This is a genomic window from Vibrio sp. 2-Bac 85 (assembly GCF_037546705.1).
Taxonomy (GTDB): domain Bacteria; phylum Pseudomonadota; class Gammaproteobacteria; order Enterobacterales; family Psychromonadaceae; genus Psychromonas.
In genome coordinates, this window is the sequence record NZ_JALAAB010000012.1 from 70,755 (window position 1) to 84,876 (window position 14,122).

Consider the following 14,122-nt stretch of genomic DNA (forward strand, 5'->3'; position numbering starts at 1 on the left):
TATTGCACAATTTTCCTGTCCCATATCCAGATGAGTTAATTTATAGCTTAGTTGCTAGGGCAGGAGTTCGTAGTGCTATTACAAGCCCTAAGCAATTACTTGAACAAGTCTTTGGTAACCGAAAAGTTATTGCAACAATAGATCTACCTAGTCATTTATCGGCGATCTCTAGGCAGTTGATTAATACTGATAAATTTGATGTTCAACAGCTTATTTATGAACATACTATGTTTCCCATTTATGCCCCATTTACTGATGAAAGTATAAGAATTAGGGCGTTAAGCAGAATGGAAAAGTGTTCCAAAGGAGCAGTGCATTTAATGCTTGGGGCTCCCGCTTCGATTGTTAAAACGTCAGGTAATTTCCGTTCATGTAGTTTATGCGAAGCTGAGCAAGAGCAAGAATATGGAGAAAGTTATTGGTCTAGGTTGTGGTATCTTCCCGGCCTACCATATTGTCAGAAACATGGTTTTTTAAACCAATCTACAGCTTCTTACCATGATAATAGACACTCATTTCATGCTTGTGGTCGTATACTTTGCAACTCTTATCTAGGTGATGGAAATAGCAAAATAGATCAACTGTCCTACTTAGTGCAAAAAGCACAAGAAGTTTTATTTTTGCCTTGTCAAAAATCTCCTACTAAGTCCCAATGGAGTAAATTCTATAATCATTTAGCACACGACTTTAATTGTGGAAAAGGCACGAAACAGGTTTCACATGAATTAATTATGGATCGTGTAATTAACAATATAGCAACTCCTGAACTCGTCGTTGACTTTAATGTGGATACTAATTGGTTGCGAACGATATTTCGTAGCCACCGCAAATCATTTAGTTATTTACAGCACTTAACAGTTTGGTCAGCTTTCATTTCTGATATGACAGTAAGTGAAATCATTAAAGAAGTTAAAACGAAAGAAAAAGTGACTATTAATGTGACTAAAAGCCTTAAGCCTGAATCAGAACATATCGAAGAAAAGCGTATTGAATGGCAAACCTTAATAAGTACAACGTCAATTAAGAAAGCACGTTCGCTATTAGGTGGCGGAGCATTGTATGCTTGGCTATATCGAAATGATAAAAATTGGCTATTAGCCTTCAATCGAACCCATCATGACCAATCAGTTGAAAGAAAGAATAAAGTTGATTGGAGTGCAAGAGATCGTGCATTGACTAAGCAACTTCTTAAAGTTATTGATCAATTAGATATTGTCATTGAAGGTCCCCAAAGATCTAAGAGTTTCTTGCTTAATCAGTTAAAACACTCCAGCACAGTGAGTAAGAGGTTGTACTTCTTGCCCATGTTGAACAGTACTTTAAATAAATATCAAGAGAGCGTCTTTGAGTATCAAGCGCGTCGGCTTGCGATGACAGTAAAAGCTAGATCACAAACAGGTGAAGGAATGAACCGTTGGCAATTAATGCGTTCAGCTAGCCTTTCGAAAGAAAGAATATTACCGATAGTGAATAACCTGCTTGATTGGGTTGTTACAGAATCAAACATCAAATAAGGAAGTAAGATGGGAGCTAGATTTTACAAATGCGATGATGATGTTCGTATAGTTCACATCGGTAGAGTATTGGTGCGAATAAGTGACACATCTTATCGACCTTCAATTGAAGTTTGGTGTTACCCACCTCAGCAAAAAAATGGGTTTTATGCCACTGCATTTTCAAATGTGCCAGCGTTGTATCGAGGTAAAATAATAAATCAAAGGGAACGATCAGAAACCTATGTGGAAAAAGAACGCCATACATTTAGAACCAATGATTACCTCCGAAAAAGTACACTAAAAGACTTTCCAAATTTAGCTTCAGCAGAGTCTTTGAGAAAGAAAGAGTCGGAGCAAAATGCATTTATATTGGATAGAAAAAATGCTCCTAAACTGGTTATTCCTCAACTTGAATTGGCTAGGGTTTTGTTTTACGCCAGTTCTTATTTATCGCGAGCGTCATTGATGTCCTCTCGTTTGTTAACGGATTTTAAAGTCGAGGTTAACGCAAAGGAGGGTTACGCCAATATAGAAGTTTTGCACACATCAAATTTTCCTGCTTCTGCTTTCAATGATTCTGCAACAAGAGCAATGCTGAGCTGGTTGCTTATTGATCGGAATGCAAAGCGTTCATTTGAATCAATTTTTAGATACTTTAATGCGGAGAGCAACTTAGAGCCTTCATCCGGTTATAAGCGCTGGCTATTTCACTTCGATCCTCCAGAAATGACAGGATGGTCTTTTTCTTATGAGGGTCGAATTGATACAAGTGGAGAATATTTTCTGGTTGAGAAGATAACTAGTATAGAAATTAATGCACAAATACCCTCTAGAGTCTTTTTTCATAATCTAGATTTTACTCACCCAGACGAAGAGAAGCCACCAACAATGAGTGGTAATGGAACAGAGCCGTATGAGCGACCAGATGAACATTTAGTTGATGATGAAAGGGAGGCGTCCGGTGCTAACCATGCTTTTTTACTGGGTGAAAACACCTGCTCATTAAAGTTTAAGAATCATTTTTCGACGTCAAAAATAACGACACCTAAAAGGGGGCATAGGTCAGGTAGTATTCATGAACCATCAAAAAAAGCAAGTGATACGGTAAGTACTAATGAACCTGGTAGCAACGGAGATATACCTTCTGCTGATATGGGAGGGGGAATGGAAGATAGTACCGATTACTCAGAGGAATATGCCTCACGCTTCACCGCTTTTAATATGATGGTACAAATGCTAGAGGAAAAATACGACTGTACAATCATCGATTCCTACACCCATGAATTAGATCAAGTAGGGCGTAGTAAATGCCATTTGATTAGCTCTGAGGCAAAAAGAACAATTCGTTGTGTTGTAGTAGAACGTAATGGGCATATTAATTATTTACTCGAAGTTGATGTAACAGGATTGAGTAAATGGCTATCTACCAAGTGTGTTCGGAAAATTGATACTCGTAATTGGCAAGAACAATTGTCTCGAATCAAAAAAGGGGTAATAAATAAATCTCTTAGCTGGCCTACGCAAGACATGGATGCCATGTTTGGTTATAAAAAGCATATCGGCATTTCTCACCCTACGTCTGTAGAAGGACATCCGACAGGCATCCCTACTGAATCAATTTTAGATTGGGCAGGGAGAGTTGCTAATAAACTATAATAAATCCAAATTATAGGATTATGAAAAGGTAAGTAAATCGCTCATAGTCTTCAACATATGTAAAACTAAGTTGTAGAGAATAAAAATGCGTCCAAATTCAAGAAAACATAAATAAAGTAAGTTCGAACTAATAACCCCCCCAAATTAACAACCGCTAAAGTAAATTCCCCCTAAATTTAGCAGATCAAATAACCTTGTAAAAACAGAAAATAAGTTCATGAACACTAATATTTTCAATTCGTTTTTAAAGAACGAATTTAAATAATTCAAAAAACTACTTGATAATATGTTTTTTGTTAGCTAATATCACTTCAACAACTTAATTCGTAGGTTGAAAACGAAAGGGGATTAATATGAAAACTATCGAGGTATTATGTAATGAATTAACCACTGGTGCAACAAACGCACTATTTGAAAAAATTGAAAATAACGTTGAAGGTACATTGCATTTATTAACGGGTAGCTCAGTAAACCTAAACGGTGAAATTATTGAGCAGCATCTAAGCCAAGTAACGATAAAAGACGGTAAGGATATTCAGCGTTTTTTATTACAAGAAGGTGATGTAGTGCTTCTTGCCAAAGGAAATTCAATTCGAGCGGGTTACGTAACTGAAAATATTGCCCAACTTAATGTAATTGTTTCTGCCAATTTTATTTTACTTAGACCAAACAACAATCAATTACTTGGCGAGGTACTTGTAACCTACTTTAACTCAGCTGTTGGTCAGAGCATGTTAGATGCCACAAGTACAGGTGCAGCAATTAAGAATATAAACTTATCAAATATCAAAAAGATGGAGCTTGAGCTGCCAGAGCTAAGTAAACAGCATGAAATTGCAGAGCTCTTTAATGCACGTAACCAAGCTTATCAAGCAACAATTAAGCTAGCTGAACAGCAGAAGAAAGTTACTACAGCTTGTATCAGCAAACTTATGAAAGGAGCTGCGTAATGGAAAACTTAACAAAACAGTTATTAAACTTAATGGATAGTAGTCGCGGCTCAATGGAAGTATCACATACAATAGAATTGATTTCTTATGTGGCTTTTATTGCAAAAGAAAATCCTGATTCATTCCAAATCATTATAAATAGTGGTCATGCTAAACAACTAGATATGCTAATAGAAGCAGGAAAGGTGCTAGAAGAGATCCACCCAGCGGAAGTATGCACAGCACCAGAGCATTATAGAATTGATGGAAAGATCATTAACCATGTTGTTAATGTTATTGCGACTATTACAAACTTTGCTGTTCTTGCCAGCGCTCTAAGAGAGTTGAGTACTCAGACACTTGCTAGGTACTCTGTAGATTCAACCAACTTGAACATGGAAAGAGTTTTTACTGCGCTCGTCGGTGCCTGTAATAAGAAAACGTTGTATGACGGTGCATGCGGATTAGCGAGGTTAGCATCTAGTTTAAATGCCGAAGAGCTTTACCTAGAAGAAAAAAGTCATAGCATTTATGTTACTGCATATCGTTTATTAACCTTAGAAGGTAAAAATTTCAGATTAGTTGTTGGTGACTCGCTTTTAGAGTCGGCCTTTGAATATAAGCAACAGTTTGATCTTGTCGTGATGGAACCGCCATTTTCTTTAAAATTTGGCGCTGATGAACGCCGTAGACTTGCGGAGTCCCCTTTTATTCAAGTGCCTACAGGTAACTCTGTATCAGCAACCGCAGGTGACAGCTTATGGATACAACAAGCCTTAAGTAAATTAAATGATACAGGCAAAGGTTATATTCTACTGCCTCAAGGCTTTTTATTTCGAGGTGGTTATGATGCCAAAGTGAGAGAATATTTACTAGAAAATGAATTGCTAGAAGCTGTGATCGGCTTACCCGCTAATGTTCTAGATGGCACAAGCATCCCTCCTGTCATTTTGGTGCTTAACAAAAACAAACCAGCAGGTTCACCGGTGGTATTCGTTGATACTAGTGAAGTAGGCACAACCAATAAAAACAATATTACTATTTCAGAAAAAGATGCTGCTTTGATCGCCGATTTAGCGGCTGGAAAGCTAGCAGAAGATGAACGCTACAAAGCCGTATTTATGCCTGAAATTAGAGAACAAAATAACGAGTTGAGTATTTCTCGCTACATTGTAAAGCACATTGAAGTCGAAGAGTTAGATATAACCCAAGAGCTAAAAGTACTAAATAACTATCAAGTTGAGTTTGAACAGTCTCAAAAGACGTTGAAATCATTATTGGCTAAATATCAATAAGCTAGTCACATACTCACACTCATATTTGATAAGTACCCCTTAGATAAAGAGAATTATAAGAAGGATTATAAACATGACAGATTTTAAAAAAATAGAAGAATTAGAAAAACGATTATGGTCAGCAGCAGATTCATTACGTGCAAACACAGGCCTTACAGCCCAAGAGTACTCGCGTCCAATTTTAGGTTTGATTTTCCTAAAGTATGCAGAATATCGTTTTAGCCTAGCAAAAGATAAACTAGCCGAACAAACCAGTTCACGTCGTCGCGGTGGTGGCGATATTAAGTCTAAAATTCAAGCAGAAGGTGCCATGTATGTGCCTGATGAAGCCCTATTCTCTAATTTATTAGCATTACCAGAAGGCTCAAACATCGGTGTTAAAGTAAATGACGCCATGAAAGCACTGGAAGCAGACAACGAAGCAATTAAAGATGCCCTGCCTAAAACCTACTCTCGCTTTGATAACGACATACTAAAAAGTTTACTTAAAAACTTTAACGATATCGATTTCAGCCTTGGTTCAGATATCTTTGGACGTATTTACGAATACTTCCTTAATGAATTTGCCAAAACAGAAGGTCAAGGCGGTGGTGAGTTCTTCACGCCCTCAGCATTAGTAAAGTTAATCACTGAGGTAATTGAACCTTACCACGGCAAAGTATTTGACCCTGCTTGTGGTAGTGGCGGTATGTTTATCAGTTCTGCCGATTTTGTTGCAAAACATAATAAAGATGCCTCTGATGAGTTGTCTGTATTCGGGCAAGAAAAAACAGGTGATACCGTTCGTTTATCTAAGTTAAACCTTGCAGTTCATGGTTTACAAGGTGATATTCGTGAAGGTAACTCTTATTATGAAGACCCGTTCGAGCTAGCAAAAGGTGATGTCATTGACGGTAAACAATACGGTCAATTTGACTATGTAATGGCTAACCCGCCGTTTAACGTTAATGAAATTCAAAAAGACCGATTAGAAGGTGATAAACACCGTTTTCCTTATGGTATGCCACGTAATAACAATGGTAATTACCTGTGGATTCAAATGTTTTACTCAGCGCTTAACCAAAAAGGCCGTGCAGGTTTTGTCATGGCAAACTCAGCCAGTGATGCCCGTGGTTCAGAGCAAGAGATCCGTCAAAAGCTGATTGAAGAAGATGGCGTTGATGTCATGGTTGCTGTTTCAAGCAACTTCTTTTATACCGTTACTTTACCTTGTGCGTTATGGTTTTTAGATAAAAATAAACCTGCGCACAACAAAGATAAAGTATTGTTTATCGACGCGCGTCATATCTTCCGCCAAGTGACTCGTGCAGTGCGTGATTACACCAGCGAGCAACTTAATTTTATTGCCAATATTGTGCGTTTATACCGTGGTCAAGACATTGATAATACTTATCTTGAAACTCATCTCGACCAAGGCAACGACGGAAAATTTAAACTAGATGATCACTTTACTAATGAAAGTGGTGAACTGGCTTACCAAGATATAGCAGGCTTATGTAAAGTTGCCACCAAAGAAAAAATAATTGAGCAAGGGTATAGTTTAAATCCTGGTCGATATGTGGGGGTTGCCGAAGGTGAACAAGACAGTGATGAAGACTTTTCTGTTAAGTTAACAGCATTACAAGAAGAATTAGAAGTATTGAATGCAGAAGCACATGAATTAGAAATCAGTATTGCTACTAATGTGGCTAAGGTGCTTAGCTAATATGAAATTTGAAGACTTCGCACAAATAAATCCGAAAGTGCAGATACCTAAAAATTCAGATGTTAGCTTTGTCGAAATGGCAGATCTGATACCGAGCATTCGTTCAGTCAATTCTAGCGTTGAGAAACCGCTGAAAGGGAGCGGTTCAAAATTTAGTAATTGCGATACATTATTTTCTCGAATAACCCCTTGTCTCCAAAATGGCAAGATAAGTCAGGTTAAGAATCTTACAAACAATATTGGATTTGGTTCTACTGAGTTTTTTGTTTTTAGAGGCAGGGAAGGTGTCTCTATATCTGATTTTGTATATTACTTATCCCAATCAGAGTTAATTAAAGAGCCTGCAATAAAAAGTATGGTAGGAGCATCTGGAAGACAAAGAGCTGATTTGGATGTTATTCGTAACATTGACATCAAACAATACAGTATAGATGACCAAATACAAATAGTTGGCCTTTTATCCAATTACGACAACTTAATCGAAAACAATAACCGCCGTATCGCAATTTTAGAAGACATGGCGCAATCACTTTATCGCGAATGGTTTGTTAACTTCCGCTACCCAAATCATGAAGATAACCTTGATGCAGACGGCAAACCAAAGCTCATCGACTCGCCACTAGGCCAAATCCCAACGGGGTGGGAAGTTAAGCGTATTAAAGATTTAGGAGATGTTAATACAGGGAAAACGCCTAGCAAGAAGAAACAGGAATATTACAATAATGCTGATGTCCCATTCCTTAAAACACCTGATATGCATGGAGCAATTTTTTCGGTAGATATAGGGGATTATCTTTCTTTAGAAGGCGCAAACAGTCAAAAAAATAAATTTGTCCCAGCTAACTCCGTTTGCGTTTCATGTATTGGTGCAAGAGCTGGTGTAGTGACAATTACATCTGAGAAATTACAGACAAACCAACAAATAAACTCTGTTGTGTTGAATGATACTAAATATAGGGAGTATTTTTACTTGTTCGCCGTTTCTCTACACCAAAAAATTCATGCACTTGGTTCTTCAGGGGCAACCATGACGAATGTTAATAAGAGCAAGTTCGAAGGTATTGAAGTTGTTGTTCCCCCCGAGGAAGTCATTCAGGGATTCAGCTCGAAAACAGCTTCCTCGTTTGATCTCATTCTTAACCTTCAAAAAAGAAATAAAAATCTCAAAAAACAACGCGATATGTTGTTGCCTAAGTTAATTTCAGGACAAATAGAATTATAAGGATATTTATGCAGCCGATAGAAAAATTAGTTGATTGGGTGAAAGACAAACCCGTTTTTTGGCGTCATGCCGTCAAGCTTGCGTTAAGCAAAGGTGAGTTAACAGAGGCACAGCACCGTTTGATCTGGGCAATAGCTCAGATGGAATATAACGTTATCGATAAAGGTGAGTTATACGCGCTCTATGAAACACCGGTAACTGCAACAGGATTAGTATCAGAAGTATCAGAGATAAACTTATCTTCGATTACTGATGTGGTGAATGTCGGCTCTTTAGCGCCAAATCAAGATCTAACTTTAAACCCAAAAGGCTTAAACATTGTTTATGGTGATAATGGTACGGGCAAATCAACTTATGCTCGTATTTTAAAACACGCCTGTTTAACGAGAGGTGACGTTGCGCCCATATTGGGTAATGTTTTTGATAATTCGAGTGAAGAGTCTTCAGCAAAATTAACTGTTTGTAATGATAATGAGTTTTTACCTGTTGATTGGATAAAAACAGCAGAAGCAGATGAAAACTTGAAATCTATTCGAGTATTCGACACAGACACTGCTTCGCATTATGTAAGTAAAAAAGAAGGGGCTCTTGGCTACAAACCTTTTGTTCTTAAAGTACTAGAGAGCTTATCTATTGCTTTGGATTATGTAAAAAGACAAATTAGGGAAGAGTTAATGCATGGTAACGGTCTTCAAATGTTACCAGTATTCTCATCTGTCACTTTTAGTGGAAAGTTTGTTAATGGATTAAACCACCTTTCAACGTTAGAAGAGGTTGAAAGTCATTGCGCATCGGAAGACGAAATTAGCCAAATAGCACCAACCCAACAAAGTGTTTTTGAACTGAAATCTCAATCTGTGGCAAGTATAAAAAAAGGTTTAAATTCAAAGATCGCAAGGATAACACCTTTTTCCAACAAGCTTAGAGCGTTGGGTAATGTTTTATCCGATAACGCTTATACCGTCTTAAATACTGTTAAGCAAGATGCTGCTGAAAAGGCTGAGCTCGCAAAAGAACTACGAGAAAGAGTATTGTCCAACTTGCCATTTGAAGGTATTGGCGATGTCAAATGGCTAACTCTTTGGCAAGCTGCGGAATCCTTTATTAAATCTCAATCGAGTGACATATCATTTCCACCAAATGAGGCAGATACTTGCCCACTATGTTTACAAACTATTTGCAGTGATAGTGCGCAGAAATTAGCTTCTTTTAGAGAGTATGTTGCTAATCAAGCGGTCCAAGAGGCAGAAAACGTAAGTAAAACGCTTAAATCAGAAATTAAGAAAATCGAAGATCTCGTGTTAGATTTGAGCGATTACGATGCTGTTATTGATGAGCTGACAACTGAAGATAATGCGTTTAAAACCTCGATAGCAGAGCTTGTTGAGTCACTTAAATTACGCAAATTACAATTTTTAAATTCTAATCCTGAAAATGCTTTCCCTGATTATGATGAAGCACTTGTTAAATACTGCGAGGGCATATTAGAAGCGCTAAATAATGATGTTAACGAGTTGGAAAGTAAAGATGATGAATCTCATAACACCTTAATTGTAGAGAAGGAACAAGCATTAGCTGAGCTTGAGTCAAGAAAATTAGTTTCTGATAACAAAGAAATCATTATCAAAAACATATCGCGCTATGTTTCTGAAAATAAGCTAAAAGCAATTGAAGCAGTTGCAAATACAAGGCAAGTAACTATTCTCGCAAATGAATTAAGTAAAGCGACAATTATTGAACCTTTGTTGAAGTGCTTTGAAGATGAGTTAAAGAAATTCGGGTTTGATAGATTTACCGTCCAAGTAAAAACGAGAGGGTCTTCTAGTCAACAACTTTCTAAATTAGAAATTATTGAGGGCAGCAATAACGTGGTTGCTGAAATAGCTAGCGAAGGCGAACAAAGGTGCATCGCCATTGCTTGCTTCATGGCTGAAATAATTTCAGATGGTAGACGCTCCGCGGTTATTTTTGACGATCCTGTTAACTCGCTTGACCATAGATGGCGCGAGGATATAGGCAAACGTCTTGTAGAGGAGTCACTCGTAAGACAAGTGGTTGTATTTACGCATGATATAGTGTTTTATAAATATTTACTTGAATGTGTTGAGAAAACAGCTGACTCTTCAGTTACGCAAATTCGTTTAGATCGTAATCGTAAGCATACTGGCCTTGTTGACCATACACCTCCTTGGGATGCTTTACCTATAAAAGCAAGAGTTGGGCAACTTAATGCAAGCTATCAAGCAATAGACAAAGTTGACCGGACAGGGACTGAACTTGAATACTCACAACACTGCTACGGTTTTTATAATTTACTCCGGGAAGCTTGGGAAAGGTTGATTGAAGAAAAGCTGTTTAATAATGTTGTAACAAGGTTTGGGCGTTCTATTCAAACGCAACGTATCAGTAAACTGATAGGAGATATTACCCAAACAGATTACGATATAATTGACCGTGGAATGTCGAATTGTAGTACATTTTTTCAAGGGCATGATACTGCAACGGGATTACAGCAAAGACCTAGAAAAATAAGTGAAGTGAAGGATGATTTAGATTTAATTAGCAACTTGCTTTCAGATTTGAATAAGAGAAGATAATGACATACACGGAAGATGCTTTAGTAGAACAGCCAGCCATTCAGTTATTCTCAGATTTAAACTGGGAAACAGCGACTTGCTGGGATGAAGTCTTTGGTTCATTAGATGATGAGTCATTGGCTAATCGGACAATGTTTTTTGGCAGAGAAACGCGCAACGATGTGGTTTTATTTGCTCGATTAAAAGCCGCTCTACTAAAGCTGAACCCTGATATTAGTCCATTGATAATACAAGAAGCCATTGACGACATAGCGCGAGATAGAAGTGCTATGACGGCAATATCCGCTAATGAAGAAGTTTATGAGTTATTAACCAATGGGTACGTGTATACAACGAATGCTGAAGATGAAGAAGATTGTGTTGTTCAATATTTGGATTGGTCAAACGCCAGTAACAATGACTTCTTGCTTTGTAGCCAAATGAGCATCACCGGAGAAATTGAAACACGTCGGCCTGATTTACTTGGCTTTGTTAATGGCCTTCCACTGGTGTTTGTAGAGCTAAAAGCAAGCCACAAGAACTTATTAACCGCTTACAAAGACAACCTTGCCGATTATCGCAAAACTATTCCCCAATTATTCACTTTTAATCAATTAATTCTTTTATCAAACGGTGTGCAATCAAAGGTTGGCTCTATCTCAAGTCAATGGGAACATTTTGCCGAATGGAAGAAAATAGAAAGTGAGAAAGAAGCGCGTAGAGTTAGTTTAGAAGTTGTTATTCGCGGTGTCTGTGAGCAAAACCGCCTGCTCGATATTATTGAAAACTACGTACTGTTTGTTAAAACGAAACAGACGGTAAAAATTATTGCTAAGTATCATCAATATCTCGGTGTTAACCAAGCCTTGTCAGGCTTAACGAATGTAAAACAACGCGCCAGTTCAGTTAGTGCAGGCCAACTAGGCGTGTTCTGGCATACACAAGGTAGTGGTAAAAGCTTTTCAATGGTTTTCTTCTGCAAAAAAGCCTTTCGTAAATATACCGGTAACTGGACGTTTGTTTTAGTGACCGACAGAACCGACCTTGATGACCAAATTTATAAAACCTTTAATTCAGCAGGTATTGTTACCGAAAACTGCCAAGCAGATTCAGGCGTTCAATTAAAAGCATTACTTGGAGAAGATCACCGTTTTGTATTTACTTTAATCCAAAAGTTTAAAGGTGACGAAAAAGGCAATTATCCGGTTTTATCTGAAAGGGATGACATTATTGTTATCACTGATGAAGCCCACAGAAGTCAATACGACTCTTTAGCGATGAATATGCGCAACGCTATGCCTAATGCCTCGTTTATGGCATTTACAGGTACTCCTTTGCTTGCTGGGGAGGCTAAAACGCAAGAAGTATTTGGTGATTACATTAGTATTTATAATTTTTCAGATGCAGTTGATGATGGTGCAACCTTACCGCTGTATTATGAAAACAGGGTACCGGAAGTGTCATTAGCTAATGAGTATATTGGCGAAGAAATTGCTGAGATATTAGATGATGCTGATTTAACCGAGGAGCAACAAACTCGTTTAGAAACTGAATTTTCTAAAGCGTATCACATTATTACACGCGATGACCGTTTGGAAACAGTCGCGAAAGACTTAGTTGAACATTATATTAATCGTGCACCTTTTTCTAATGGTATGTTAGGAAAAGCGATGGTTGTTTCTATTGATAAAGCAACCACGATAAAAATGTATGACAAGGTCCAAGCAGCCTGGAAAACTAAATTAACTAGCTTAAAAGCACAAGCTAAGGTCGTCAAAGGAAGCCGTTTAAATAAACTTAATTTCCAAATAGATCATATGACATCAACTGATATGGCGGTGGTTGTATCAGGTGGCCAAAATGATGATGAACGCCTTGCTAAGAAAGGTCTTAATTACAAACCCCATCGTGAACGCTTCTTAAAAGAAAAAATTGATGAGAAATTTAAAGACCCTCAAGACAACTTAAGAATAGTATTTGTTTGTGCCATGTGGTTAACCGGCTTTGATGCCCCAACGGTCTCTACACTTTATTTAGACAAGCCATTAAAAAGTCACACCTTAATGCAAACAATTGCTCGTGCTAACCGTGTGTATGCAGGAAAATCTGCGGGGCAAATTGTTGATTACATCAATATTTTCAGCTCGCTTCAGCAAGCATTAGGCATGTACGGTGGTGGTGTCGCTGAAGATAGCCCAGGCTATCAAGTAGACAGTCCTGCTAAAGATAAATCTGAACTGGTAACAGCGCTTGGCATTGCGGTTGGCGAGTTACAAGTATTCTTAAATGCTATTGGTATAGATTTAGCCGGAATAGTGTCAGCTCCAGCCGATGGCTTTGCTAAGCTATCTTTATTAGATAACGCGAGTGAAATTCTTTTAGATCCTAAAAATAAAGATGAATTTACCGCATTTCTTCGTCAAATCAACCGTATTTTTAAAGCGATCATGCCCGATGATAGTGCTAATCAATATGTACCTTATCGAATCGCGATTAATATTATTTATTCTCAAATGCGTTTGAAATCAGGTTTATCAATTGATGACGAAGATGTACTTGATGTTGTGCGTAATCAAGTAAATGAATTACTTGATGAGTCGATATCAACGATTGAAATTAAAAGTAATTTACCAGAACCGATTAATATTGCCGATATAGATTTTGATGCGCTAGCGACTATGGTTGCCAAAATTGAAAAACCTAAGCAATCCGATGCTGAGCGTTTAAAAAATCTGATTGAGCGCAAGCTAAAACCAATGGTATTAAAAAATAAAGCTCGCCAAGATTTACAGCAAAAGTTCTTAGACTTAGTTGAACAATATAATCTAGGTGCTTATACCGCCGAGGAGTTCTTTAATCGCTTAAAAGAATTTGTTAATGATTTAGAGCATGAAGAAAAACGTACCGTTCGGGAAGGTTTAACAGAAGAAGAATTAGCAGTATATGACTTGATGATTCAAGACGCACCGTTAAACGATAAAGAACGAGCAAAGGTTAAAGAAATAGCCAAAGAGTTAACCGTGAAAATGCAGGATATTTTAGTTATCGATTGGCGCAAAAAACAACGAACTAAGGCTAGAGTGAAAAATATGATCGAAGAAGTTTTAGATAGCTTACCTGAATCATATAACGATGATTTATGGCCTAAAACCTGTAGCGAAGTTTATATGCATATATACGAGAAGTACCCTAATCAAGGGCAAAGTGTTTATGTTAATTAAGATAAGTGGCATATTTATGCGG

Annotated in this window: 8 protein-coding genes; all 8 read left to right on the plus strand. The window is 37.6% G+C overall.

All coding sequences use genetic code 11. The annotated features are described in order from the left end of the window. The first annotated feature begins 2 nt into the window (after positions 1 to 2). Positions 3 to 1,514 (plus strand): TnsD family Tn7-like transposition protein, encoded by a 1,512-nt coding sequence (locus tag MT390_RS13145; protein ID WP_499441568.1) that lies wholly within the window; start codon positions 3 to 5, stop codon positions 1,512 to 1,514. Between the two features lie 9 nt (positions 1,515 to 1,523). Beyond that, on the plus strand, positions 1,524 to 3,152 hold the full coding sequence (locus tag MT390_RS13150) for a Tn7-like element transposition protein TnsE (RefSeq protein ID WP_499441570.1): 1,629 nt from the start codon (positions 1,524 to 1,526) through the stop codon (positions 3,150 to 3,152). Positions 3,153 to 3,505: 353 nt separating this feature from the next. Then, positions 3,506 to 4,102, plus strand: a complete 597-nt coding sequence (locus MT390_RS13155) for a restriction endonuclease subunit S (RefSeq protein WP_499441572.1) — start codon at positions 3,506 to 3,508, stop codon at positions 4,100 to 4,102. Further along, complete coding sequence (locus tag MT390_RS13160) at positions 4,102 to 5,376, plus strand: N-6 DNA methylase (protein ID WP_499441574.1); 1,275 nt, start codon at positions 4,102 to 4,104, stop codon at positions 5,374 to 5,376. Before MT390_RS13155 ends, MT390_RS13160 begins: the two co-directional genes overlap by 1 nt. A gap of 73 nt (positions 5,377 to 5,449) precedes the next feature. Beyond that, positions 5,450 to 7,081 (plus strand): class I SAM-dependent DNA methyltransferase, encoded by a 1,632-nt coding sequence (locus tag MT390_RS13165; protein ID WP_499441576.1) that lies wholly within the window; start codon positions 5,450 to 5,452, stop codon positions 7,079 to 7,081. A 1-nt stretch (position 7,082) separates the two neighbouring features. Beyond that, a complete protein-coding gene (locus MT390_RS13170) occupies positions 7,083 to 8,303 on the plus strand; it encodes a restriction endonuclease subunit S (protein WP_499441578.1) in 1,221 nt (406 codons plus the stop codon). Positions 8,304 to 8,311: 8 nt separating this feature from the next. Next, positions 8,312 to 10,900 (plus strand): AAA family ATPase, encoded by a 2,589-nt coding sequence (locus tag MT390_RS13175; RefSeq protein WP_499441579.1) that lies wholly within the window; start codon positions 8,312 to 8,314, stop codon positions 10,898 to 10,900. Further along, complete coding sequence (locus MT390_RS13180) at positions 10,900 to 14,100, plus strand: type I restriction endonuclease subunit R (protein WP_499441581.1); 3,201 nt, start codon at positions 10,900 to 10,902, stop codon at positions 14,098 to 14,100. The genes MT390_RS13175 and MT390_RS13180 overlap by 1 nt, the downstream gene beginning before the upstream one ends. The last annotated feature ends 22 nt before the right edge of the window (positions 14,101 to 14,122 follow it).

Bases quoted from the DNA above. Each gene is read 5' to 3' on its own strand.
- MT390_RS13150 (WP_499441570.1), top strand. From the start codon at position 1,524: ATGGGAGCTAGATTTTACAAATGCGATGATGATGTTCGTATAGTTCAC.
- MT390_RS13175 (WP_499441579.1), top strand. From the start codon at position 8,312: ATGCAGCCGATAGAAAAATTAGTTGATTGGGTGAAAGACAAACCCGTT.
- MT390_RS13180 (WP_499441581.1), top strand. From the start codon at position 10,900: ATGACATACACGGAAGATGCTTTAGTAGAACAGCCAGCCATTCAGTTA.
- MT390_RS13160 (WP_499441574.1), top strand. From the start codon at position 4,102: ATGGAAAACTTAACAAAACAGTTATTAAACTTAATGGATAGTAGTCGC.
- MT390_RS13170 (WP_499441578.1), top strand. From the start codon at position 7,083: ATGAAATTTGAAGACTTCGCACAAATAAATCCGAAAGTGCAGATACCT.
- MT390_RS13155 (WP_499441572.1), top strand. From the start codon at position 3,506: ATGAAAACTATCGAGGTATTATGTAATGAATTAACCACTGGTGCAACA.
- MT390_RS13165 (WP_499441576.1), top strand. From the start codon at position 5,450: ATGACAGATTTTAAAAAAATAGAAGAATTAGAAAAACGATTATGGTCA.